At 65.4% G+C, this 24455-nt stretch carries 25 protein-coding genes, 1 tRNA gene and 1 other annotated feature; of the genes, 10 read left to right on the plus strand and 16 right to left on the minus strand.

The genetic code is table 11. The features are described 5' to 3' along the window. Positions 1-26: 26 nt before the first annotated feature. The 6 genes from F3H35_RS00600 to F3H35_RS00625 all read right to left on the minus strand — a co-directional run bounded on the left by F3H35_RS00600 (position 27) and on the right by F3H35_RS00625 (position 5702). Entirely contained in the window at positions 27-908 is an 882-nt protein-coding gene (locus F3H35_RS00600; protein WP_149777735.1) for a universal stress protein, read from the minus strand. Positions 909-922: 14 nt separating this feature from the next. Beyond that, the gene (locus tag F3H35_RS00605) at positions 923-2413 is read right to left on the minus strand and encodes a SulP family inorganic anion transporter (RefSeq protein WP_149777736.1); all 1491 of its coding nucleotides are present in this window, start codon (positions 2411-2413) and stop codon (positions 923-925) included. Positions 2414-2477: 64 nt separating this feature from the next. Next, positions 2478-2535: a sequence feature (sul1 is cis-regulatory element that is thought to sense ions involved in sulfur or methionine metabolism; They are found in Alphaproteobacteria), on the minus strand. A gap of 88 nt (positions 2536-2623) precedes the next feature. Then, entirely contained in the window at positions 2624-3670 is a 1047-nt protein-coding gene (locus tag F3H35_RS00610) for an OmpA family protein (RefSeq protein ID WP_149777737.1), read from the minus strand. Continuing rightward, positions 3670-4248, minus strand: a complete 579-nt coding sequence (locus F3H35_RS00615) for a peroxidase-related enzyme (protein ID WP_149777738.1) — start codon at positions 4246-4248, stop codon at positions 3670-3672. Before F3H35_RS00615 ends, F3H35_RS00610 begins: the two co-directional genes overlap by 1 nt. Positions 4249-4272: 24 nt before the next feature. Continuing rightward, on the minus strand, positions 4273-4983 hold the full coding sequence (locus F3H35_RS00620) for a GNAT family N-acetyltransferase (RefSeq protein ID WP_149777739.1): 711 nt from the start codon (positions 4981-4983) through the stop codon (positions 4273-4275). After that, positions 4980-5702, minus strand: a complete 723-nt coding sequence (locus F3H35_RS00625) for a competence/damage-inducible protein A (RefSeq protein WP_149777740.1) — start codon at positions 5700-5702, stop codon at positions 4980-4982. Before F3H35_RS00625 ends, F3H35_RS00620 begins: the two co-directional genes overlap by 4 nt. 48 nt (positions 5703-5750) lie before the next feature. Here F3H35_RS00625 and sfsA point away from each other — a divergent pair, with 48 nt between their 5' ends. Next, positions 5751-6452: a DNA/RNA nuclease SfsA gene (gene sfsA, locus F3H35_RS00630; RefSeq protein ID WP_149777741.1), complete on the plus strand. Its 702-nt coding sequence runs from the start codon at positions 5751-5753 to the stop codon at positions 6450-6452. Between the two features lie 124 nt (positions 6453-6576). Here the strand turns inward: sfsA and F3H35_RS00635 are convergent, their stop codons facing one another. From F3H35_RS00635 to F3H35_RS00665, 7 genes are all read right to left on the minus strand, one after another. Further along, entirely contained in the window at positions 6577-7362 is a 786-nt protein-coding gene (locus tag F3H35_RS00635) for a carnitinyl-CoA dehydratase (RefSeq protein ID WP_149777742.1), read from the minus strand. After that, positions 7359-9401 carry an acetate--CoA ligase family protein gene (locus F3H35_RS00640; RefSeq protein ID WP_149777743.1) on the minus strand — a complete coding sequence of 681 codons (2043 nt, stop codon included), beginning with the start codon at positions 9399-9401 and terminating at the stop codon, positions 7359-7361. Before F3H35_RS00640 ends, F3H35_RS00635 begins: the two co-directional genes overlap by 4 nt. 253 nt (positions 9402-9654) lie before the next feature. Continuing rightward, entirely contained in the window at positions 9655-10815 is a 1161-nt protein-coding gene (locus F3H35_RS00645; RefSeq protein WP_149777744.1) for an acyl-CoA dehydrogenase family protein, read from the minus strand. A 3-nt stretch (positions 10816-10818) separates the two neighbouring features. Next, a complete protein-coding gene (locus tag F3H35_RS00650) occupies positions 10819-12237 on the minus strand; it encodes a carnitine 3-dehydrogenase (RefSeq protein ID WP_149777745.1) in 1419 nt (472 codons plus the stop codon). Continuing rightward, positions 12234-12776 carry a lipocalin family protein gene (locus tag F3H35_RS00655; RefSeq protein ID WP_149777746.1) on the minus strand — a complete coding sequence of 181 codons (543 nt, stop codon included), beginning with the start codon at positions 12774-12776 and terminating at the stop codon, positions 12234-12236. The genes F3H35_RS00650 and F3H35_RS00655 overlap by 4 nt, the downstream gene beginning before the upstream one ends. Continuing rightward, the gene (locus F3H35_RS00660) at positions 12776-13543 is read right to left on the minus strand and encodes an SDR family oxidoreductase (protein ID WP_149777747.1); all 768 of its coding nucleotides are present in this window, start codon (positions 13541-13543) and stop codon (positions 12776-12778) included. Before F3H35_RS00660 ends, F3H35_RS00655 begins: the two co-directional genes overlap by 1 nt. Before the next feature lie 73 nt (positions 13544-13616). Next, positions 13617-14528 carry a BKACE family enzyme gene (locus tag F3H35_RS00665; protein ID WP_149777748.1) on the minus strand — a complete coding sequence of 304 codons (912 nt, stop codon included), beginning with the start codon at positions 14526-14528 and terminating at the stop codon, positions 13617-13619. Between the two features lie 77 nt (positions 14529-14605). Between F3H35_RS00665 and F3H35_RS00670 the strand changes: the two genes are divergently transcribed. From F3H35_RS00670 to modC, 5 genes are all read left to right on the plus strand, one after another. Continuing rightward, positions 14606-15556: a GlxA family transcriptional regulator gene (locus F3H35_RS00670; protein WP_149777749.1), complete on the plus strand. Its 951-nt coding sequence runs from the start codon at positions 14606-14608 to the stop codon at positions 15554-15556. A gap of 50 nt (positions 15557-15606) precedes the next feature. Next, entirely contained in the window at positions 15607-15981 is a 375-nt protein-coding gene (locus F3H35_RS00675) for a winged helix-turn-helix domain-containing protein (protein ID WP_188129825.1), read from the plus strand. Positions 15982-16047: 66 nt separating this feature from the next. Beyond that, complete coding sequence (gene modA / locus F3H35_RS00680; protein WP_149778358.1) at positions 16048-16833, plus strand: molybdate ABC transporter substrate-binding protein; 786 nt, start codon at positions 16048-16050, stop codon at positions 16831-16833. A 12-nt stretch (positions 16834-16845) separates the two neighbouring features. Then, complete coding sequence (modB, locus tag F3H35_RS00685) at positions 16846-17535, plus strand: molybdate ABC transporter permease subunit (protein WP_149777751.1); 690 nt, start codon at positions 16846-16848, stop codon at positions 17533-17535. Next, a complete protein-coding gene (gene modC, locus F3H35_RS00690; RefSeq protein ID WP_149777752.1) occupies positions 17535-18635 on the plus strand; it encodes a molybdenum ABC transporter ATP-binding protein in 1101 nt (366 codons plus the stop codon). The genes modB and modC overlap by 1 nt, the downstream gene beginning before the upstream one ends. A gap of 32 nt (positions 18636-18667) precedes the next feature. Here modC and F3H35_RS00695 read toward each other — a convergent pair whose 3' ends face one another. Further along, entirely contained in the window at positions 18668-18985 is a 318-nt protein-coding gene (locus F3H35_RS00695) for a hypothetical protein (RefSeq protein ID WP_149777753.1), read from the minus strand. Positions 18986-19317: 332 nt separating this feature from the next. Here F3H35_RS00695 and F3H35_RS00700 point away from each other — a divergent pair, with 332 nt between their 5' ends. From F3H35_RS00700 to F3H35_RS00710, 3 genes are all read left to right on the plus strand, one after another. Beyond that, on the plus strand, positions 19318-19932 hold the full coding sequence (locus F3H35_RS00700; RefSeq protein ID WP_317510547.1) for an urea carboxylase-associated family protein: 615 nt from the start codon (positions 19318-19320) through the stop codon (positions 19930-19932). Between the two features lie 123 nt (positions 19933-20055). Then, the gene (locus F3H35_RS00705) at positions 20056-21378 is read left to right on the plus strand and encodes an aspartate aminotransferase family protein (protein ID WP_149777755.1); all 1323 of its coding nucleotides are present in this window, start codon (positions 20056-20058) and stop codon (positions 21376-21378) included. Next, entirely contained in the window at positions 21375-22175 is an 801-nt protein-coding gene (locus tag F3H35_RS00710) for a BKACE family enzyme (RefSeq protein ID WP_149777756.1), read from the plus strand. The genes F3H35_RS00705 and F3H35_RS00710 overlap by 4 nt, the downstream gene beginning before the upstream one ends. Here the strand turns inward: F3H35_RS00710 and F3H35_RS00715 are convergent. Both F3H35_RS00715 and F3H35_RS00720 read right to left on the minus strand, forming a co-directional pair. Then, positions 22176-22252 (minus strand) — tRNA-Met (locus F3H35_RS00715). Between the two features lie 70 nt (positions 22253-22322). Beyond that, positions 22323-22871 (minus strand): glutathione peroxidase, encoded by a 549-nt coding sequence (locus F3H35_RS00720; protein WP_149777757.1) that lies wholly within the window; start codon positions 22869-22871, stop codon positions 22323-22325. Between the two features lie 81 nt (positions 22872-22952). Here F3H35_RS00720 and F3H35_RS00725 point away from each other — a divergent pair, with 81 nt between their 5' ends. Then, on the plus strand, positions 22953-24443 hold the full coding sequence (locus F3H35_RS00725) for an FAD-binding oxidoreductase (RefSeq protein WP_394852301.1): 1491 nt from the start codon (positions 22953-22955) through the stop codon (positions 24441-24443). The last annotated feature ends 12 nt before the right edge of the window (positions 24444-24455 follow it).

Here is a 24455-nt window from a genome sequence, read left to right on the forward strand (position 1 = left end):
GCCGGGGATATTCGCGGTTCAGCGCGTCAGCGCATCAGCATCACCGGCACCTTGCACGAGCGGATCATCTCGGTCGTGGTGGAGCCGATCAGAAGCGTGCGCACCCGGCTGTGGCCATAAGCCCCCATCACCAGAAGATCATGACCCGCATCGGGCTGGGGCGCGCCGCCGGTGTCGGCGGTCATCGCCGCCAGCACCTTTTCCGGCTCGCCGGGACGGATCACCGTTTCGGGGTTGAAGCCACCGGCGCGCAGGGTCGCCGCAGCATCCTCGAGCGACCGGACGACGGCGGGGGTTTCGACCCCGGCAAAGACCACCGTCACCGTGAGCCCGGCAAAGATCGGGCTGCGCGCGATGTAATCCACCGCCCGAAGCGAGGACGCCCCCCCGTCGAAGGCCACCAGCACGCGTTTGATCGCGCGAAAGGCGCGGTTGGCCACAAAGACCGGCCTGTGGCTGGCCCGCACGATCCGTTCGAGGTTGGAGCCGAGATGCGCCGCGGCCAGTCCCGCCGCCTCGCCGCGCTTTCCGATCACGATCATGTCGCCGCTATCTTCCTTTGCGGTGACCGTTTCGACCAGATCGCCCTGGCGCAGACGGGTTTCCACGACGATGTCGCCCGCCCCTTCGATGATCGCGCGGGCATCGTCGAGGATCGCACGGCCCTGTTCATGGGCGAGCTTGGCGCGCTGCGCATCGAGATCCGAGAGCTGTTCCAGCAGCGCGCTGCGCGCCCCAAGCCGGATCGCGCCGCTCAGATCGCTTGTGGCGGGCGCATCGCGCCGGCCCAGCACGTGATAGACCTTGACGCTCCAGCCGGCGCGCGCGGCGATCCATGCGGCATGGTGGCAGACGCTTTCGGAATAGGCCGAGCCGTCGACAAGGGCGATGAGTGTGTCGGTTGTCATGATCCTGTCCTTCCTCAATGGCCCAGCAACTTGTCCATCGCGCCGGGCTTGTCATGCACGGCAAGCTGATCGACGATGGTCTCGGAGGCTTCGTTCATGCCGATGATCTCGACCTCGGCCCCCTCGCGGCGGAACTTGAGCACGGCCATGTCCACCGCCGCAACCGAGGAAATGTCCCAGATATGCGCGCGGCTGACATCGATGGTCACTTTCCGGGGGGCTTCCCGGAAGTCGAACGCTTTCATGAAGTCCTCGGTCGAGGCGAAGAACAGCTGGCCCTCGACGATATAGGTGCGGTGGGTGCCGTCGGCGGTGATCTCAGAGCGGACGCGGAACAGCTGCGCGATCTTCCACGCAAAGAAGATGCCCGACAGCAGCACGCCGACCAGAACCCCGATGGCAAGGTTATGGGTGTAGATCACGAAGAACACCGTCGCCAGCATCACGATCGAGGACGAGCGCGGATGATCGCGCAGGTTCTTGATCGAGGACCACGAGAAGGTGCCGATCGACACCATGATCATGATCGCCACCAGCGCGGCCATCGGGATGATCGCCACGATATCGCCCAGCACCACGCACAGGATCAGCAGAAAAATCCCCGCAACAAAGCACGACAGCCGCCCCCGCCCGCCGGATTTCACGTTGATGATCGACTGCCCGATCATCGCACAGCCCGCCATCCCGCCGATAAAGCCGGTGGCGGTATTGGCCAGACCCTGCCCGATGCATTCCTGATTGCGATCCGAGCTGGTGTCGGTCAGGTCATCGACGATCTGCTGGGTCATCAGGCTTTCCAGCAGACCGACGACAGCCACCGCCAGCGCATAGGGGAAGATGATCTGCAGCGTCTCGAAATTCAGCGGGATGTCGGGGATCAGGAAGACCGGCAGCGTGTCGGGCAGCGCGCCCATGTCGCCCACGGTGCGCACATCCCAGCCCATGACCACCACCAGCACGGTCAGCACGATGATCGTCACCAGAGGCGAGGGGATCACGGTTGTGATGGTCGGAAACAGGTAGATGATCGCCAGCCCGAGTGCCACCAGAGCATAGGTCAGCATCGGCACCCTCGTGGGGTCGAGCTCGGGCAGCTGCGCGATGAAGATCAGGATCGCCAGAGCGTTCACGAAACCGGTCATCACCGAGCGTGACACGAAGCGCATCACATAGCCCAGCCGCAACAGCCCTGCGCCGATCTGCAGAAGACCGGCCAGCACGGTGGCGGCCAGCAGATATTCCAGCCCGTGATCGCGCACCAGCGTGACCATCAGCACCGCCGTCGCGGCGGTCGCCGCCGAGATCATGCCGGGCCGCCCGCCAGTGATCGCGGTGATCACCGCAATCGAGAAGCTGGCATAAAGCCCCACTTTGGGGTCAACGCCCGCGATGATCGAAAAGGCGATGGCTTCGGGGATCAGGGCAAGGGCCACGACAAGGCCGGACAAGAGATCAGCACGGATATTCCCGGTCCAGTCGCGCCGGTAGGCGGAGAGAGAGATCATGAGACTTAGGTTCCCTTGAGCCGTGCCGGCGCAGCAGGAACGGCGCGGTTATGGCTTTTGGTCTTGTTGTCCGGCGGATCGGCGGCCGGAAGAGCCAGCCGGGGGTCGCACCCGGCTCCATGTTCGCTGCGATGCGGCATAGCGCAAGGCGCCCGCGGACGCAACCGCTCGCCCGGTGATCGCGCAAAAGGCGCGCGCAAAGGGCCGAGGTTACTGTGTGTTCAGAAGCACCGCCTCGACGCGGCGGTTGGCGTCGCGGCCGGTATCGGTGCGGTTCGAGGCGATGGGCGCGAGATAGCCCACGCCGCGCGCCTCGAGCTGCTCGGGGCGCACGCCGTATGTATCGATCAGCCGGGTCATCACCGCAGCGGCGCGGGCGCGCGACAGGTCGATATTCGGCTCCAGCGCGCCCACGGAATCGGTATGCCCCACAAGGGCGACACGCCTGCCATCGTCTTCGTTCAGAAAGGCGGCAAGCGCCGCGAGCGAGGCGAACGGCCCCTGCCCCAGAGCCGAGCGTCCGGTTTCGAATTCGAGATCGGCCAAGCGGACGTGACCCCAGGCAAGCAGGGCCTCGGCCAGGGGCAGATCCTGCGCCGGGGAAGGGATGGCCGTGCCCGTGCCACTGGCCGTAACAGTGCCACCCGCCGTACCAGTGCCAGTTCCGGTGCCCGCGTTGCTGGCCGCGTTGGTGCCGGCCTCGTCGGAAAGGCCGATCCGCGCACCGCCGGCATGGATCACCTGGATATAGCCGCTGGCGCCCGAGCGGCTGACCAGCAGGGATACATACTGCCCCACGCCGTTCGGGCCATCGCGCCGCGCCGCCAGAAACCGGTAATCGAGCAGGTCCACGAACATGTCGGGCGCGGCCATGACGCGCGTGTTGAAGCGGAAATCGAACCCGCCACAGGCGGTCGCCGCACAGTCGTACAGAATGTTGAACCCGGCGCCGGTCAGCTGGTCGCGCAAGGGTGCCAGCATTTGCAGCGTGGTCATGCCCTGCGCCTCGATCCGCCAAGCCTGTTGCACGATGCGGCCCTCGACCCTGAGGGTGCGCATGATGCCATCGCTGAACGGTCCCACCGGAAGCCGGTAGCTGCCCGCCTCTTCGACAAGTTCACGGGTCAGAACCGCCGTGCCCGGCATCGACAGCCCGGCGACCGGGGTCTGGGCCGAAGTTTGGGCCGAACTTTGGGCCTGTGCGCCGACCGAAGGAAAGGAAAGGCACAGCAGCAGAAGGACCAGCCGCGCCAGCATCAGCCCTGACGTGCCTGAGCGTGATATTCGGGGTTGGGCTGCATGCCCGTCGCGCTGGCCACGCGGTTGGTCATGTTGAAAAATCCCGCAACGCTGGCGATGTCCCAGATGTCGCGATCCGAAAAGCCCGCATCGCGCAAGCCCTGCCGGTCCGCCTCGGAAATCTCGGCGCTGGCGCGGGTGATCTTTTCGGCAAAGCCCAGCATGGCGGTCTGGCGCGCGTCCAGATCGGCGGCGCGCCAGTTCATCACCATCGCCTCGCCCAGTTCGGGACGGCCCGACAACTGCCGCACCGCAGCACCATGCGCCACCTGGCAATACCAGCAGCGATTGATCGAGCTGACCACAACCGCGATCATCTCGCGTTCCAGTTTGCTCAGGCCGCTGTCGGCCAGCATCAGGTCGTTATACATCGCGGTGAATGTGTCGAGCTTGGCGATGTCGAAGGCATAGGCCTTGAGCACATTGGGCACCATGCCCAGCTTGTCCTGACAGATGTCGAAATATTTCCGCGTCGCATCGGGAAGCGGATCGGCCATCGGCAGATCCAGCGCCGTGGGTCGTGAAGTGTCGGTCATCGGCGGGGCGCCTCCTTGGGTGGTTCAGGTCTTGATCCGGTAATGATACTGTCCCACAGGCGTCAGCCCGAGGGAAGCAAAGAGCGCGTTCGAGCCCTGATTGGCCTGCGTGCACAGGGCCGTCATGCGCGTGGCGCCATTGGCCCGCGCCCAGATCGCGGCCTGCTGCACCGCGTGCCGGCCCATGCCGCGGCGACGACAGGAGGCGCGCACTTCGAGCGCATGGATCATCGCCACCCCGTCATGCATCGCGCAAAAGGCGGTGGCGGCGGGACGCTGACCGTCACGCACCAGAATGGAGGTCTTGGGAAAGCTGGCGCGGCGCATCACGTCGATCCGGGCGGGGCCGATGCCGCCCTCGGCCCAGATCTCGAGCTGAATCGCCAGCGGCTCCCATATGGCAAAGCTGGTGGCGTGCGGCGGCGGCACGGCGATGGTGTCGATCGGACCGGCATACATGTTGACCGGGTCGACCACGTCATAGCCATAGCCTTCGAGCATCGCATCCAGCCCCAGATCGCCGTTGCGAATGAGAAAAAGCGGCGTCTGGCCCAAGGCGCGCATTTCCGCCTCGGCAAGGGGGAGGTCGGCCGCCGTCACCGGCTGCCGGGCGGTGGCCGCCGAGACACGCTTGCCGCCGCCCTGCCCGTTGCGGATGGTCCATGGACCCTGCGGCATGGTTTCGGCGGCAGGCCATGTGGCCTCGATCACGGCATGGAACGTCTCGGGCGTCATGCGGGGAACATCGCGTTCAACTCGGTCATGGCGGCATCCAGACGCGCGCCGTCCTGACCTCGGATCACGACCTGCGCGCCATAGGCGCCATCGCGCTGGAACGGATAGGAGCCGAAGGACAGATCGGGATAGCGTTCCGCCAAGGCCCGCAGCGGCCCGGCGATATCGCCCTCGCCGCGATGGATCATCAGCGATTGCGACAGCACCGGCGCGCCGCCCGTCAGGCTGGGCAGCACGCCGGCCAGCATCGCGTTGAAGATCGAGGGCACGCCCGCCATCACATGCACATTGCCAAGGATAAAGCCCGGCGCGGCGCTCACCGGATTGTCGATCAGCTTTGCGCCTTCGGGGATGCGGGCCATGCGCAGCCGGGCCTCGTTCAGCTCGAGCCCCTGACGATCGTAATGCGCCTGCAGGATCGCGCGGGCATCCTCGCGCACATCGATCGGCACGCCGAAGGCGCGCGCCACGTTGTCGGCGGTGATGTCGTCATGGGTGGGGCCGATCCCGCCCGAGGTGAACACATGGGTGTAGGCCGCGCTGAGCGCCTTGACCGCATCGGTGATCGCATCGGCCTTGTCGCTGACCACCCGCACCTCGCACAGGTCGATGCCCACATGGGTCAGTTCCTTGGCCAGATGATGCATATTGGCGTCGCGGGTGCGCCCCGAGAGGATCTCGTCTCCGATGACCAGCATGGCGGCGGTGGGGTTGGGCATGAGGCGCGCTCCTTGATGGGATGGTGGCTTCGGTATAGGCCTGTCGCCATGCGCTTTCAAACCCCTCTTGAGCCGGCGACCCTGATCCGGCGCTACAAACGCTTCCTGGCCGATATCCGGCTGGAGGACGGGCGCGAGGTGACGGCGCATTGCGCCAATCCCGGCTCGATGATGGGGCTGGCCGATCCCGGCATGCGCATCTGGGTCGAGCCGAATGACGACCCGAAGAAGAAGCTGAAATACGGCTGGCGCCTTGTGGATCACGGGAACGGGCATTTCACCGGCATCGACACATCCGTGCCCAACCGCGCGCTGCGCGCAGCACTCGAGGCAGGCGAGGTGCCCGAGCTTGCCGGCTATGAGCGCCTGCGCGCCGAGGTGGCCTATGGCACCGGCAGCCGGATCGATTTCCTGTTGCAGGGCACGGGACGGCGGGATGCCTATGTCGAGGTCAAGTCGGTGACCCTGCAGCGCCAGCCCGGCATCGCCGAGTTTCCCGACAGCGTGACCGCGCGCGGCACCAAACACCTGGCAGAGCTGGCGCAGATGGTCCGAGAGGGGCACCGCGCGGTGATGTTCTATCTGGTGCAGCGCACCGATGCCCGCGCCTTCCGGCTGGCCTCGGATATCGACCCGGCCTATGCGGCGGGCTTCGACGCCGCCCGCGCCGCCGGGGTCGAGGTGCTGATCTACGACACGCGGATCACGCCCGAGGCGGTCACGCTTGGCCGCGCTCTCGCATTGGGCTGACCCCGGCGCATCCCTCTTGTGCGCGACCTTTGCGGGCTAAAGCGGTCTGCCTTTGACCTCAGGCATCCGCTCAAGGCGGACCGCCTGCAACGATTGAACGGCGCACCGCATTTCGCGAAACGCTTTATTTCCCCTTCCAGACCGGATCGCGCTTTTCGGCGAAGGCGCGCGCGCCCTCCAGCTGATCCTCGGACGCGTAAAGCCTGTCGACCGTCTCGAACTGCCGCCGCGTGATCCGGTTCATCGCGTCCTGAAAGGTCATCGCCTCGGCCTCGCGCACGATTTCCTTGATCGCGGCGTAAACCAGCGGCGGCCCCGAGGCCAGGTGATCGGCCAGCGCGCGCGCCTTCTCCATCAGCGCATCCGCCGGATGGATCTGGTTGATGAGCCCCCAGCGGGCGGCCTCTTCGGCATCGATCCAGCGCCCGGTCAGCAGCATTTCCATGGCGATGTGATAGGGGATGCGCTTGGGCAGCTTGACGCTCGCCGCGTCCGCCACGGTGCCCGAGCGGATTTCGGGCAGGGCGAATTGCGCGTGATCCGCGGCCAGGATGATATCCGCCGACAGCGCCCATTCCAGCCCCCCGCCACAGCAGATCCCGTTGACAGCGGCCACGATGGGCTTGTTCATCGCGCGCATCTCCTGCAGCCCGCCGAACCCGCCGACACCGTAATCGCCATCCACCGCATCGCCATCAGCCGCGGCCTTGAGATCCCAGCCGGGACAGAAGAACTTGTCCCCCGCGCCGGTGATCAGCGCCACGCGCAGATCCGGATCGTCGCGGAAATCTCGGAACACCTCTCCCATTATGCGGCTGGTGGCGAGATCGATGGCATTGGCCTTGGGCCGGTCCAGCGTCACCTCCAGCACATGGCCTCGGCGGTGGGTCTTGACGGGGCTGTCGGTCATGTCGGCTCTCCGATGGTGATAAGCGCATCCACGGCGACCGCGCGATCGGGCGTGCAGATGAGCGGGTTGATTTCCACCTCCTCGAGGCGATGGGCTTGGGCGATGACGTAATCCTGCACCGCCAGAACGGCGCGGACAATCGCCTCGCGATCCGCAGCCGGCTTGCCGCGATAGCCCTCAAGCAGGCGCGCGATGCGCAAGGTGTCCAGCGCCGCGTCGATGTCCTGCGCCTCGACGGGCAGCAAAAGCTGCGTGCTGTCGGCGATGATCTCGGTCAGCGTACCGCCCGCGGCAAGCGTCAGCACGAAGCCATGCGCGGGATCGCGCAGCACCCCGATCAAGAGCTCGGCCACGGCACCGGTGACCATCTCCTCCACCAGCCAGCTGTCGCAGGGCATCCTTCGGGCGGCGGCCAGCGCGGCTTGCGGATCGTCGGGCGCCAGAACGACACCGCCCATATCGGATTTATGCGCCAGACCTTCGGCCTTGATGACGAGCGGCGCACCGATCCGATGGGCCGCCGCTGCAAGCGCGCCGGCTTGCGTCGCGCGCTCGGCGCGCGGCACCGCCAGGCCGTGCCCGGCAAGTTCGGCCTTGGCCTCGGCCTCGCTCAGGGTCCGGAGCGCCGCCGGCGTTCCGGGCAAAAGCAGCGGCGCGGGGTCGCGGCGCGCCTCGCCCAGAAAGGCCGCCGCCTCGATGGCGCTCAGCGCATCATCAAGCCCCAGAAGCGGGATCAGCCCGGCATCGATGCAGCGCTGCGCCACCGGCTCGGACATGCCCTCCGGCAAGGTCGCGATCAGCGCCAGAGGCGTGGTGCTGCCGCCCGCCGCAAGGCGGCTGGCCTCGATCGCGCAATCCCATGCGGCCATGCTGCAGCGGTCGGTGCGCGGAAAATCGACGATCAGACAGCCAAGCCCCAGATCCCCCGACAGCATCGCCGCAAAGGCGCGCGCCATGGCGGCTGTGTCCCCCCAGATATAGGTGTGGTAATCCAGCGGATTGGCCAGCGCCACCTTCGGCCCAAGGGCTGCGCGCAACCCGTCGCGTTGGCGCGCGCTCAGCGGTGGCAGGACGATGTCGCGCCCCTCGGCGCTGTCGGCCACAAGGCTCGCCTCGCCACCCGAACAGGACATCGACGCGATCCGGTTCGAGCGCAGCGGCCCCGCGAAATGCACCAGCTTGAGCGTCTCCAGGAGCGCGGGCAGGCTCGCCACCCGGGCGATGCCAAGACGGTCCAAAAGCGCCCGCCCCCCCGCATCGCTGCCCGCCATCGACGCGGTATGCGACACCGCCGCCGCCCTTGCATGGTCCGATCTCCCGGCCTTGAGCGCGACAATCGGCTTGCCCCTTGCCCGCGCCTCTGCGGCCAACGCTTCGAAGGCGCGCAGATCGCCGATCCCCTCGATATGAAGTCCAAGCGCGCTGACCCGGTCATCGGCCAAGAGCGCGCGGCCCAGATCGGCCAGCCCGGTCTGCGCCTGGTTGCCCGCGGTCACCACATAAGCGATGGGCAGGCCACGCGCCTGCATGGTCAGGTTGATCGCGATATTGGAGCTTTGGGTGACGATCGCGACGCCCCGGTCGCAGCGCTGCCCGCCATGCTGATCGGGCCAGAGCAACGCCCCGTCGAGATAGTTGATCATCCCATAGCAGTTCGGCCCGAGGATCGGCATCCCGCCGGCCGCCTGCAAGAGCGCCTCCTGCAGCCCCGCGCCGTCGCCGGTCTCAGCCTGCGCCTCGCGAAAACCGCTGGCGAAACACACCGCCCCGCCCGCGCCGATCCCCGCAAGGTGCCGGACGATCTCGACCGTGGCATGCCGGTTCACACCGATGAAGGCGGCATCCGGCACGCCCGGCACATCTTCGATGCCCGCGAAGGCCGGCACGTCGGCCAGCGTGTCGCGCGTCGGATGCACCGGCCAGATCGTCCCGTCAAAGCCCATCTTGCGGCATTGCTCGACGACATTGGCGCACCATGCCCCACCGCCGATCACCGCGATCGAGCGCGGCCGCAGCAGACGTTTGAGGTCGCGCCTCATCTGCGCCCCTTCACGCGCACGGAGCCGACGGGAGCCTCCGGCGGGGATATTTTCAGCCAGAAGAAACAAGGGTTTCTTAACCATTCCATGCCAGTCTCACGGGGCGGTACAGGCGGGGACGCCGATGACCGCGCCAGGAGAAACGCCCCCCAGCGTTTCGCAGGACGGGGAAGGGCCGCGCGCGCTTCCCCGTTTCTTCTGGCTGAAAATATCCCCGCCGGAGGCATGAAATCTCTTGTCACCGGGGTCGGCCTCAGGCGCCCAGCGGTCGCAGCAACTCGCGACTGATGATGTGGCGCTGGATCTCGCTGGTGCCGTCCCAGATCCGCTCGACCCGCGCATCGCGCCAGAACCGTTCGATCGGCAGATCATCCATCAATCCCATCCCGCCATGGATCTGCAGGGTGGCATCGCTCACCCGTGCCAGCATCTCGGTCGCATAGAGCTTGGCGCTGGCGATCTCGCGATTGGCGGGCAGGCCCTGATCCAGCCGCCAGGCGGCGGCGAGGGTCAGGAAATCGGCCGCGTCGATCTCGGTGATCATGTCGGCGATCTGGAAGCCGACGCCCTGGAACCTGCCGATCGGCTGACCAAACTGGCGCCGCTCTGCGGCCTGGCCCAGCGCATAATCGAAACAGCGCCGCGCCCGCCCGACGCTCATCGTGGCCACGGTGATCCGCGTGGCATAGAGCCATTCGTTCATCACCGCGAACCCGCCATCCACCTCGCCCAGCACCTGATCATCCGGCAGCCGGCAATCGTCGAACTCGAGGATCATGTTCTTGTAGCCGCGATGACTGACCGAGCGATAGCCGTCGCGGATCGTGAAGCCCGGCGTGCCGCGATCCACGAGGAAGGTGGTGATGCGCTTCTTCGGCCCCCGGTCGGTCATGTCTTCGCCGGTGGCCACGAAGACGATCACGAAATCCGCGTGATCCGCCCCCGAGATGAAATGCTTGGTGCCATTGAGCACCCAGTCGCCACCCTCGCGCCGGGCCGAGCATTTCATCCCCCGCACATCCGATCCGGCATCGGGTTCGGTCATCGCCAGCGCGTCCATCCGCTCGCCGCGCACCGCCGGCAGCAGGTACCGGTCGCGCTGCGCCCCGGTGCAGGCCATCAGGATGTTCTGCGGCCGCCCGAAAAAATGCGTGAGCGCCATCGACCCCCGGCCCAATTCCCGTTCCACCAGCGCGAAATCCACATGCCCCAGCCCGGCGCCACCCACCTCTTGCGGGAAGTTGCAGGCATAAAATCCCAGCTCGAGCGTCTTGCGGCGGATCTCGTCGGCCAGCTCGCGGGGCACCTCGCCCGTGCGCTCGACCTCGGCCTCATGGGGATAGATCTCTTTCTCGACAAAGCTGCGCACCGTCGAGACGATCATCTCCTGTTCTTCGCTCAGTCCGAAATGCATCGCTCAGCCCTCCGTCTCGGGCGCGGCATGCGCTGCCGCCAGCGCCGCCATCCGCGTGGCCACATCCTCGGGCGGCACGCAGCTGCGCCGCGTTGCCAGATCCACATGCAGCATGAACTGGTCCGACGTGGCCAGCACCGCGCCATCCGCCACCCGCCGCATCTCGTGCAGGCAGCGCAGCTTCTTGCCCTCGGCCTGCGTCACGCGGCTATGCACCTCGATCTTCTCGCCGGCATGGGTTTCTTCGAGAAAGCGGATCGTGTTCTCGACGGTGAAAAAGCTTTTGCCACCCGCGATATAGGCATCATCGGCGCCCACCGCCGCCATCACCGTCTCGGACGCATCGCTGAAAAGCTGCCCGTAGCGCCCCTCGTTCATATGGCCGTTATTGTCGGTCCAGTCGAGCGGGATCACCCGGCGCGCCGACACCATGGGGCAGGCCATCTCGGGCGCGGGCCGCAGCGCTGATTGATGCTCGAGGATCAGCCGCCCCGCCGCATGCCCCTGCTGCTTGAGCGCGCGCATCATCGCAATGAGGTTACCGTCGCGCTTGCGCTCGAGCTCGCGGATCGACAGATGGCCCGACTGCGCGTCCGACTGGCTGGCGATCTTGTCGATCAGCGCGTCGGTCATCTCGGGCACATCCATCAGCTTTGTCCAGGGCCAGGCCAAAGCCGGGCCGAACTGGGCGATGAAATGGCGCATCCCCGCCTCGCCACCGGCAATGCGGAACGTCTCGAACAGGCCCATCTGCCCCCAGCGCAGGCCAAAGGCATAGCGGATCGCATTGTCGATCTCTTCGGTGGTGGCGATGTCGTCATTGACCAGCCACAGCCCCTCGCGCCAGACCGCCTCCATCAGCCGGTCGGCGATATGGGCGTCGATCTCCTTGCGGATATGCAAGGGATAAAGCCCGACCGAACGCAGGATATCCTTGCAGGTCTCGACAGCACCCGCATCCGTCACAGCCGACGGCACCAGCTCGATCAGCGGCAAAAGATAGACCGGGTTGAACGGATGGGTCACCATGATCCGCGCGGGATCGATCGCCCCCTCCTGCAACTGAGATGGTTTGAAGCCGCTGGTCGAAGACCCGATCAGCGCGGCGGGATCGGCCGACTGGATTTCGGCAAAGACCCGGTGCTTGAGATCCAGCCGTTCGGTCACGCTTTCCTGCACCCATGTCGCCCCCGTCACCGCCTCGGCGATCGAGGGGCAGAAGATCAGCGCGCCTTCCTCGGGCATGGCGACATCATAGAGCATCGGCAGCGCGCGGCGCGCATTCTCCAGCACCTCACCGATCTTGCGTTCGGCCTGCGGGTCGGGGTCGAACACCCGGACGTTCCAGCCATTGAGCAGGAAGCGTGCGGCCCATCCGCCGCCGATGACGCCGCCCCCGATGATCGCTGCAGTTCTGGTCATGTGTCGCCTCCCGTGCCGCGCGCTCGCAGGGCGCCGGCGCTGTATCCATTGAATTCGAGTATCTCGCGCGCGGCGGTGATCCGGTCTGCGCCGCCTGTGGCGGCCCGGTCGAGGATCCAGCCAAAGCTGCCATCCGGCGTGCCGATCGCGGCGGTGCGATAGCCTTCATCGACCCAGACAACCCAGATCTCCCGAGGCGTCTCGTCGCCCGCCAGCCGCCAGCGGTTCATGCCAAGGGGCATGGCCGCACGGGTGCTGCGGCGCAGCTCGCAGCGGGCGTTTTCGTCGCAGACCCGCCGCGTCAGGGCAAACGCCTCGCCCCTATCGGCCCCGGTCCGGCCAAGATAGGTGACATGGGTCAGCCCCGCCTCGTCCGGGGTGGCGCTGCGCACCACCCAGTCGCCCGCCAGCCGCGACGCATCGCTGCGCGTGGTGACCGACAAAGGCTGGCCCGTGTCGCGATAGACGCCATTTCCGGGCGGTTGCGCACAGGCCGTCAGCATCACACAGGCCAGCATGGCCGAGAGGAACGCGCGCATCAGGGCACCATGCTTTCGGTATGGCCATCCACCGCCAGCACCTGCCCGCTGATGCGGGCGGCGGCGGGCGAGGCCAGAAACAGCGCCATATCGGCGATATCGTCGGCGGTGACCCATGTGCGCAGGCTGGTGCCTTTGACATAGATCTGGCGCACCGCGTCCTCGGTCAGGCCGCTGGCGGCGGCCTCCATCGCCACGACGCGATCCATTCGGTCGCCCGTCACGGCGCCGGGGGCTATGGCGTTGACGCGCACACCCGCAGGGCCAAGCTCCATCGCCAGCGTCTTGGTCAGCCCGATCAGCCCCCATTTCGCCGCCACATAGGGGCTGCGATAAGGCACGCCATGCAGCCCCGAGGTGGACGAGGTGATCAGGATCAGCCCCGCGCCCTGCGCCCGCATCACCCGCGCGGCCCACCGGCAGGTCAGGAACGCACCATTCAGGTTCACGTCCAGACAGGCGCGCCAGGCGTCATAGTCCAGATCTTCGATCCGGCCCGCAGGTCCGCCCGTCCCGGCATTGGCGCAGACCACATCGACCCCGCCCCAGGATGTTTCGACCTCGGACAGGAACGCCTCCATGCCGGCGGCGTCTGTCACATCGACATGGCGCGCGATGGTGTCGGGCAGCGCTTCCTGCGCCGCCGCGACCGCCGCCGCATCCGCATCGCACAGCGCGACCCGGTCGCCGCGCGCCGCAAAGCGCCGCGCCAGCGTCAGACCGATGCCCGACGCGCCGCCGGTGATGACGACCCGCTGCGCGCTCATCGGGGGTCGGTTCCGGGCTGCGCGCACCGACACGATACCGACGTGATACCGACGTGATACCGACGCGCGATTTTCACGCTGGCGCCTGTTTGCGAAGGTTCAGCTTGCGGCGCACATCCTCGGGCCCGATGACCCGCGCGCCGAGGTTCTCGATGATGCTCACGGCCCGCTCGACCAGCTGGGCATTGGTCGCCAGCACGCCGCGATCCAGCATCAGATTGTCCTCCAGCCCCACGCGCACATTGCCGCCCGCCAGCACGCTCGCGGCCACGTAAGGCATCTGGTTGCGCCCCAGCGAGAAGGCCGAAAAGGTCCATTCGGGCGGCACATTGTTGACCATCGCCATAAAGGTATTGAGATCATCCGGCGCACCCCATGGCACGCCCATACACAGCTGCACCAGCGCGTCAGGTTCCAGAATACCATCCGCAACCAGTTGTTTTGCATACCATAAATGGCCCGTGTCAAAGGCTTCGATCTCGGGCTTCACGCCAAGATCGGTCATCATGCGGCCCATCGCCTGCAACATGCCGGGGGTGTTGGTCATGACGTAATCGGCCTCGGCGAAGTTCATCGTGCCGCAATCGAGCGTGCATATTTCCGGCAGGCATTCGGCCACATGCGCCACCCGTTCCGTGGCCCCCGCCATGTCGGTTCCGGCGGCATTGACCGGCAACGGCGCCTCGACCCCGCCAAAGGTGATGTCGCCACCCATGCCCGCTGTCAGGTTCAGCACCACATCCGTTTCCGCATCCCTGATCCGCTCCGTCACCTCGCGGAACAACCCCAGATCCCGCGACGGCGCCCCCGTCTCGGGGTCGCGCACATGGCAATGCACCACCGCCGCCCCCGCCTTGGCCGCCGCGATCGCGGCATCCGCGATCTGCTTTGGAGACCGGGGCACATGGGGGCTGCGATCCTGCGTGGCACCAGATCCGGTGACGGCACAGGTGATGAAAACCTCGCGGTTCATGGCTAACGGCATCGACCCCTCCTGTTCTCGATCAAGCTCAGCGTATCGCGCTGGTGCGCGGCCATGTTTTGCTGTATCGGACAAATATCATGCCGGAATGGACCAAATCAGCCGACGCGCCCGTGCGCATCACCTTCCTTCTGTTCGACGAGTTCTCGAACCTGTGCCTGGCAAACTGCCTTGAGCCGCTGCGCGCCGCCAATACGATCACCCGAACCCGGGCCTTCGACTGGCAGATCGTGACGCCATCTGGCGCGCCGGTGCTGTCCTCGAGCGGAATGCAGGTGATGCCCCATGCCGCCCTGTCCGACATGCGCGAGAGGGATTATCTTTTCGTTCTCGCCAGTTATCACCACGAGGCCCACGATTCGCGACAGAACCGGCAGGCGCTTCGCATGGCGGCGAAAAAGGCGCGCACAGTGGTGGGACTGGATGCGGGGCCATGGCTTCTGGCGTCGGCGGGGCTGCTGAGCGGTCGACGTGTGACAGTGCATTGGGATTTGCTGGATGCCTTCACCGAACGGTTTCTGGATAGCGAGGCCGAACGCGCACGGGTGCTGCGCGACGGGCCATGGTGGACCTGTGCGGGCGCGATGTCGGCGCTGGACCTCACGCTTGGGCTGATCGCCGATCATCTGGGGATCGCTGCCCGGCTGGATGTGGAATCGCTGTTCATTCATGGCGATCCGCCGGTCACCATGCCGCGCGAACGGCAGGCGATCAGCGATCCTCTGGTGCATCGCGCGCTTGGGCTGATGCGCGAAACCGTCGAACGCCCCCTGCCGCTGGCCAGCCTGGCGCAAGCGCTTTCGTGCCAGCCCCGCACCCTTGATCGCCGCTTTCGGTCACGGCTGGGCGCCGCTCCGGGAACGGTCTACCGGCATCTGCGGCTGGCTGCGGCACGGCGGATGCTGGAGGCCACGGCACTCGGCATCGCCGAGATCAGCCTGCGCTGCGGCTATGACAGCCCGGCGGCTCTGGCCCGGGCTTTCAGGCAGGTCTACGACACGACACCCTCGGCGCTGCGCAAGGGATCATAGGGCATTCGGGCGGCTTGTGCCGGACCTTATTTCAGCGCAAGGTCAGGGACATGACCCAAGGCAGTCCCCATGATCCGCGCTTTCGCCTGCGCCTTGTCTTTGCCCCCGGCGAGATGCTTGGGCCGGGCAAGGCCGATCTTCTGGAGGGGATCGCGCGCACCGGGTCCATCGCAGCCGCCGGGCGCGACATGGGCATGAGCTACAAGCGGGCATGGCAATTGGTCGAGACCATGAATGCCATGTTCCGCGAACCGCTGGTGGAAAGCACCCGCGGCGGCGCCAAGGGCGGTGGCGCGGTTCTGACAGAAGCGGGACAGGCCGTGTTGACCGAATTCCGCAGCCTCGAAGCGGTGGCCGAAAAGGCCGGCGCCGCGCATATCGACCGGCTGCAAGCCATGCTACGCGATATTCCCGACCAGAAATAACGCTTGCCAGACCGGTGGAGCATTCGATATTCCCATGTGGATATATCGCATGTGGGAAAGACCTTGATGATCGCGCCAGCCCTTCGCCAGACGCTTCTTGCCGCCTCCGTGCTGGTCAGTCTGCAGCCCGGCGCGGCGCTGGCGGACAGGGTCACGGTCTTTGCCGCCGCCAGCATGACCAACGCCCTGCAGGAGATCGAACAGCTGTTCGAGGCCGACACCGGGCATGACCTTGTCGTGTCATTGGCGGGGTCTTCGGCACTGGCGCGGCAGATACAGCAAGGCGCCCCGGCAGATGTGTTCATATCGGCCAATAGCGATTGGATGGACGCGCTGGAATCCGATGGGTTGATCGAACCGGGCACAAGGGTCGATCTTCTGGGCAACCGGATCGTGCTTGTCGCTCATGGATCGGATGCAGCCCCTTCGGACATCGGGCAGATCAGCCCCGAACTTGATCTTGCAGCGCTTCTGGATGGCGGCAAACTGGCCATGGCGTTGATCGAGGCGGTGCCAGCGGGGATCTACGGCAAAGCGGCGCTGAGCAGTCTGGGCTTGTGGGACAGCGTGGCGGCCGACGTGGCGCAAACCGACAATGTGCGCGCGGCTCTGGCCCTCGTCGCCACCGGCGAAGCGCCCTATGGGATCGTCTATGCAACCGATGCCGCAGCCGATGAAGCGGTAGTCATCCTTGGCGTCTTTCCCGAAGACAGCCATCCACCCATCATCTATCCCGCCGCGAGGGTCGCCGGTCGCGAACCACAGGCCCCGGCAGATTTCATGGACTTCCTGCGCAGCCCTGAGGCACGCCGGGTCTTCGAGCAGCAAGGATTCACAGTCCTTGACCCATAGGCGGCATTGATCATGGGGTGGCTTGGCCCACAGGAATGGGAGGCGGTCGCCTTGTCGCTGCGGGTGTCGTTCTGGGCGACGCTGGTATCGCTGCCGCTTGGCATCTTCATGGCGCATGCGCTGGCGCGCTGGTCCTTTCCCGGCAAGCAGGTCTTGAACGGGCTGGTGCACCTGCCGCTGATCCTGCCGCCGGTCGTCACCGGGTACCTGCTGCTCTTGACCTTCGGCACCAAAGGCCCAATCGGCAGCGTTCTGCAGGATCTGGGCATCGTTCTGGCCTTTCGCTGGACAGGGGCCGCGCTTGCGGCGGGGGTGATGGGGTTCCCCTTGATGGTGCGCGCGATCCGCCTGTCGATCGAAGCGGTCGATCCCAAACTGGAACAGGCGGCCTCGACCCTGGGGGCGTCGCGCCCTTGGGTGTTCGCGACGGTGACGCTGCCGCTGATCCTGCCCGGGATCATCGCGGGCAGCATCCTTGGCTTTGCCAAGGCGATGGGCGAATTCGGCGCGACGATCACTTTCGTCTCCAATATCCCCGGCGAGACGCGCACGGTGCCATCAGCGATCTATGCGTTCCTGCAGGTGCCGGGGGGCGAGTCTTCGGCGATGCGGCTGGTGGTGGTGTCGGTCGTGGTGGCGATGGGGGCGCTGCTGCTGTCGGAGTGGTTGGCACGCAGGGCTGCAAAAAGGATGTCGGGCTGATGACCCTGTCGGTTGATATCAGACATGCCTTCGGTGACTTCACACTGGATGTCAGTTTCGAGGCGCCGCCGGGCCTGACGGTGCTGTTCGGGCGCTCCGGATCGGGCAAATCGACCGTGATCAATGCGGTCGCGGGGCTGCTGAGCCCGGAAACGGGGCGCATCACGGTCGAGGGCAAGACGCTGTTCGACCGGGCCCAAGGCATCGATCTTGCGCCGCATCGCCGGGGACTTGGATATGTCTTTCAGGAGGGGCGGCTGTTTCCGCATATGACGGTGCGCCAGAACCTCATGTTCAGCCGCTGGTTCCGCAAGGGCGCCAGATCCGATTTCCACGAGGTGGTGGAAATGCTGGGGATCGGCGCGCTACTGGATCGCCGGCCACTTGCCCTCTCGGGGGGCGAAAAGCAGCGCGTGGCGATCGGGCGCGCCCTGCTGGGCGATCCTCGGATCATTCTGGCGGACGAGCCGCTGGCCGCACTCGACGAGCCGCGCAAAGCCGAGATCCTACCCTATTTCGAAAGGCTGCGAGACGAGGTCTCGGTGCCGATCCTCTATGTCAGCCATTCCGCCACCGAGGTGGCGCGTCTGGCGACCACGGTGGTGACGCTGGAAAACGGACGGGTCACAGGCCAGGGTCCGGCGACCGGGATCCTGGGCGATCCGATGCTGACACCGCTTGGCGCGCGCGCGGCGGGTGCCGTGCTGGAAACCAAAGTGGCGCGGCACCATGACGACGGGCTGACCGAACTGAGTGCCGGGGGCGTGGCGCTGTTCGTGCCGCGTGTGGCGCAGCAGGTGGGGCAACCGCTGCGGATCAGGATCGCGGCGCAAGAGGTGATCCTGTCGCGCTCCCGGCCCGAGGGGCTGTCGGCTTTGAATATCTTGCCGGGGCAGATCACGACGATCCGCTCGGGCGCCGGACCGGGTGCGCTTGTTTCCGTGGCCACGCCGGCAGGCATCCTTCTGGCGCGCATCACCCAGAGATCGGCGCGACTGCTCGATCTGACCGAAGGCGCGTCCTGTTATGCCATCGTCAAATCCGTGGCTATCGCGCCCGAGGATGTGGGCGGTCCGGACAGGGTATCGAAGGCGCTCTGATCCGGGCCGGTTGATCAATCAGGACAATTCGCTCAGCAGACCATGTGCGACAGCGTGCCCATCATGTAATCGCGACTGTATCTCAGGGGCTGAACCCGGGGATCATCGGATGAGCACCGCATCACGGTCTCATAATCGGCAAGGCAGATGATCTGCGCACCGTTCTGGACGATGCGGAAATTGCGGCCTTCGAGAAACGCCGTGCGGAACGCATCCGCCAGGGACGCGGTCGGAAAGTTGAGGATGGTCGTCGTCCCTCCGGCGGCGTTCTGCAGGCCGTAACACACCACCTTTTTCCGGTCGAAAATGAAATTCGCAAACTCGAGCGCGCTTTCATCAAATTGCGTCATTGCGATCCCCCATCGGTGTCATAATTTATTTGTGTAAGCCGATCAGCCGAAGACAAGATGATTCGCGCTGCAGTGCAGCAAAATCGTTGCGCAGCCACTCGATCTGCACAATCCGAAGGCAGGTCTTGTACGGGTCATGGCCCAAGCAAGGCGCGCGGATCGGCACGGCCATGCAATGACGGCCAAGATGCAGGGCAGAACACGCTCGGGCGAGGCGATGGGTTCTGCCCGAAAGCGCTTGTGCCGACCCGCGCAAGATGCAGATTTATAGTTCAGATACGGTCATCTGGGCGTCCTTGCTCGAAGACCTTCGCACCCACTGGAGCATGCCGATGTCCCCTGCCCCCCAACTGACCCTTCTTCCTGCCCGAAAAGGGCGCGCCGTTCGCCTGACCAAAGGCGAGGCCATAGAGATCATCAACACCCATGGATCACAGGTGGTGGACACATGGGCCTTCAATGCGGAAGACATCTCGGAGTTCCTGTCGAACGAGCATATGCGCGCGAGCCTTGGCAAGCTGTGGCCGGCCAAGGGCGATCCGTTGATCACGAACCGGCGCCGCCCCATCCTCATTCTGGAAGAAGACACGTCTCCGGGCCGGCACGATACGCTGATCGCGGCATGTGACGATTATCGCTACGGGCTTCTGGGCTGTCGTGACTATCACGACAACTGCACCGACAACCTGCACGCCGCGATGCGCAGGATCGGGGTCATCACGCATGACTGCCCAAGCCCGCTGAACCTGTGGATGAATATTCCCGTGGCGCAGGATGGCACTACCAGCTGGGGCGAGCCCTTGTCGAAACCCGGGGATGTCGTGGTCTTGCGCGCACAGATGGATTGCATTGTGGCGATGTCCGCCTGCCCGCAGGACATGCTGCCGATCAATGGCGCCGACTGCGTGCCAACCGATGCGCATTACCGCATTCTGCCGGTCGCATGACCCGGTACCCGCCCGGATGCCCTCCGCATCGGACCCTGGCCTTTGGCGGCGGGCCAGGCTCATGCCGCATTGGCCCGACCGCCCCCCGGAACACATAGCCAAAACGCTCTGGAGACGCCCCTTATGTCAGCCCTTTTTCATCGAACATGCGACGCGAACCTTCCATGGGCGGAAAGCGGCGACGGGTGCTATATCATCGACCGGCATGGCAAACGTTATCTGGATGCCTGCGGTGGGGCTGCGATTTCATGCCTTGGCCACTCCGACGAAGCGGTCAAGACCGCCATCCGAGATCAGCTCGAGAAGCTGCCCTTCGCACATACATCCTTTTTCACCACGGAGGCAGCCGAAACCTTTGCGGACCTGCTGATATCCAAGGCTCCGGCCGGGCTGAACAGGGTGTATCCCGTATCCGGGGGATCAGAGGCGATCGAGGCCGCCCTCAAGTTGGCGCGACAGTATTTTCTCGAACGCGGCGAACCTCAGCGGACACGGCTTATCGCGCGGCACCAAAGCTATCACGGGGCGACGCTTGGGGCGCTGTCCGCAGGCGGAAACGCCTGGCGACGCGAGGCTTTCGCGCCCCTGATGATCGAGACCAGTCATATCTCGCCCTGCTTCGAATATCGCGGGCGCGCCGAAGGCGAAACACCCCTGTCGTACGGTCTGCGCATGGCCGATGAGCTGGAACATGAACTGCAGCGCGTGGGTCCCGAGACTGTCATCGCCTTTATCGCCGAGCCGGTTGTGGGCGCGTCTCTGGGCGCGGTGCCGGCAGCGCCCGGCTATTTCAAGCGCATCCGCGAGATCTGTGACCGTCACGGCGTGCTGCTGATCCTGGACGAGGTGATGTGCGGCATGGGACGCACCGGCACGTTATTCGCCTGTGAACAGGACGGGATCGTGCCGGATATCGTGACCATCGCCAAGGGCTTGGGGGCAGGATATCAGCCGGTGGGCGCGATGCTGTGTTCTGCGGAGCTTCACGATACCATTGCCGCAGGGTCCGGCTTTTTCCAGCACGGGCACAGCTATCTGGGGCATCCGATGGCCATGGCTGCCGCCACCGCTGTTCTGAGGCGGCTGACGGATGGCGAAACGCTTCGCCATGTGGCGCATATGGGGGACATGCTGCGCGCCCGCCTGCAGGACGTTTTCGGACAACACCCCAATATCGGAGATATCCGCGGCAGGGGCCTGTTCATCGGGGTCGAACTGGTCAATGACCGCGAGACGAAAACCCCGTTCGATCCCTCCCTGAACCTGCACAAGCGCGTCAAATCGGCGGCGATGGACGCCGGTTTGATGTGCTACCCGATGGGAGGAACGATCGACGGACGGCAGGGGGATCACATTCTGCTGGCCCCACCCTTCATTCTGAGCGCGGATCAAACCGGGGAGCTGGTGGACAAGCTGTCGCAAGCCATCGGCGCGGCGCTTCCATGACGGCGCTGCCACGTCTGATGGTCGCACCGAACGGGGCGCGGCGCGTGAAATCGGATCATCCGGCCATTCCGCTGACGCTGCCGGAGATTATCGAAACGGCGCGCGATTGCGCCGCGGCGGGAGCAGACGGTATGCACCTGCATTTGCGCGATGCGGCTGGTCGTCATCTGCTGGATGCGGGACTGTACCGCGAAGCGCTTGGCGAATTGCAGAGCGCCCTGCCGGGCCTCGTGGTTCAGATCACCACGGAAGCGGTAGGCATCTATGACGCACCGCATCAACGGCACGTCGCCCTTCATTCTGGCGCAACTCTTGTTTCGGCCGCCTTGCGGGAAATGACGCATCAAACCGAAGACGCGATGGCCACGGCCTTTTACCTAAGCTGTGCTGAGCAGGGCATCGCGGTTCAGCATATCTTATATGATACCAGTGACTTCGACCTGTTGACCCGCCTTCTGCCCGAAAACCTGCTTCGGGATCCGGGCTTGCAGCTGATCTTTGTGCTGGGGCGCTACAGTCGCGATCAGGAAAGCGCGCCATCAGACCTTGTGCCGTTCACAAAGCGTTTGTCAGACGTGAACCCCGAGGCGGATTGGGCCGTCTGCGCTTTCGGCAGGGGCGAAACGGCCTGCCTTGTGGAGGCGCACAAACGCGGGGGCAAACTCCGCGTCGGATTCGAAAATTCGCTGTGGCATGGCGATGGCCGACAAGCGACCGACAACGCCGAAAGAGTGCGGGATGTCCTGCGCGCTTGCGGGCAGCACGGCGATGCGATCGCGACACGGGAAGGGGGGTGATGGTAGCGGAGGAGGGACTTGAACCCCCGACACGCGGATTATGATTCCGCTGCTCTAACCAACTGAGCTACTCCGCCAGAACGAGGCGCTAGTTATGACAGCCGCTGGATCAGGTCAAGGCGAAAAAGCCCGATCCGATCCGGCAGATCATCCCCCGGACAAAAGCGCTTCGATCCGGCTGGTGATTTTCGCCGAGTCCGGTTTGACGACCGATCCGAAGGTCTCGACGACCGAACCATCCGGGCCGAGCAGGATCTTGTTGAAATTCCACGCCGGCTCGAACCCCGAGGTGCTGGCCACCCATTTGTAGAACGGATGCGCCTGCGGGCCGCGCACATGGGTGATCGTGGTCATCGGCAGATCGAGTCCGAAATTGATCTCGCAGAACTCGGCCACTTCCTCGTTGCTGGACAGCTCTTGCTTGAAATCCTGCGACGGCACGGCCAGCACGACCAGTCCGCGATCACGATACCGATCATAAAGCGCCTGCAGCCCGTCATATTGCGGTGTGAAGCCGCAGCGCGAGGCGGTGTTCACCACCAGCACGGGTTGCCCTTGCCACTGTTTCAGCGACAGCGTGCCGCCATCTATCGACTCGAACCGCCAGTCTTCCTGTGCGGCCAAGGCGGGCAAAGCAAGCAAACCGGCGCCAAGGCCGATCCCCAAAAGAACGGTGCGGCGAAGCATATTCGACATTCCATCAAACTCCGTGGCGAGATGTATCCCATAAACTTAGGCTAGGCTGCGGCAAGGTCCAGATGCGCCGGTGATGAGGCCTTGTATCCGTTCCGGGGCTGGCGCATCTTCGCCGACATGACCGAAACGACATCCTCACAAATTCTCCGGGACCTGATCGAGATCGTTGGCGCAGGCCATGTCGCGACCGGCCCGGATGCCGCCCCCTGGAGCCAGGAATGGACAGGGCAGACCCAATGGACGCCGCTTGCCGTGGTGCGCCCCGCCGACACGCAGCAGGTGTCGGAGATCGTCAAGCTCGCCAACCGCACGGGAACCGCCATCGTGCCGGTCTCAGGCAATACGGGTCTGGTGCAAGGCACCGTGGCCCAAGATGTGATCATGCTGTCACTGGACCGGATGTCGGCCATCCGCGAGTTGCGCGCAGATGCACGGATCGCCATCGTGGAGGCCGGTGCAATCCTGTCGCGCATCCATGACGCCGCCGAGCAGGAGGGGCTGATCTTTCCGCTGTTTTTCGGCGCGCGCGGCTCTGCGATGATCGGCGGCGCGCTGTCGACCAATGCGGGCGGCTCGAACGTGGTGCGCTATGGCAGCGCGCGGCATCTGTGCCTCGGGATCGAGGCGGTGCTGCCCACGGGCGAGATCGTCGATCTGATGAGCGAGCTGCACAAGGACAATTCGGGCTATGACCTGCGCGATCTGCTGATCGGCGCGGAAGGCACGTTGGGGATCATCACCGCCGCCGTGCTCAAGCTGCATCCCAAGCCGCTGGCCTATGCCACGGCGATGGTGGCGGTGCCGTCGCTGAATGACGGGCTGGCGCTGCTCAACCGGCTGCAGCGCGAAACAGGCGGCGCGGTCGAGGCTTTCGAGTTCATGCCGGGCATCTTCATCGAAGCATATCTGGAACGCTATCCCGAGGCGCGCGCACCCTTCGATACGCCGCATGACGTCAATATTCTGGTCGAGGTTGGCGCGCTGTCGCCGCGCGACGCCACCCCCGGTCCGGATGGCAAGGTGCCTGTCGCAGCCCATCTGGAGGAGGTTCTGGAGGGGCTGTTCGAGGAGGGCAAGCTGCTTGATGCGGTCGTGGCGCAATCGGATACGCAGCGTCAGGAAATGTGGGCACGGCGCGAAGCCTCGGCCAGTGTGGCGCGGCTGCGGCCCAATGTGGTGGACAATGACATCGCCGTGCCGCTGGACAAGATGCAGGCGCTGGTCGAAGGGGTGACCGCCCGCGCGCTCGAGATCGATCCCGGCCTGCGCCCGATCTGTGTGGCGCATCTGGGGGATGGCAATCTGCATTTCGCAGGCTGGCCCTCGACCGAGGACCCAGGCCTGCAGAAGGCCGTCAAGGAAGCGGTCGACGCCGAGGCGATCCGACTGGGCGGCAGCATATCCGCCGAACATGGCATCGGGCTGGCGAAACGCCCTTCGATGGCCCGCTACAAGGATCCTGTGGCACTGATGGCGATGCGGGCGATCAAGCAGGCCCTGGACCCCAAGGGCATCATGAACCCCGGCAAGGTGCTTCCCGCCGGGGACCAAAGCGTTCCGCCTTCAACCTGAGACATCGGCGCC

The sequence above is a fragment of the Roseovarius litoreus genome (genome assembly GCF_900142765.1).
Lineage (GTDB): Bacteria > Pseudomonadota > Alphaproteobacteria > Rhodobacterales > Rhodobacteraceae > Roseovarius > Roseovarius litoreus.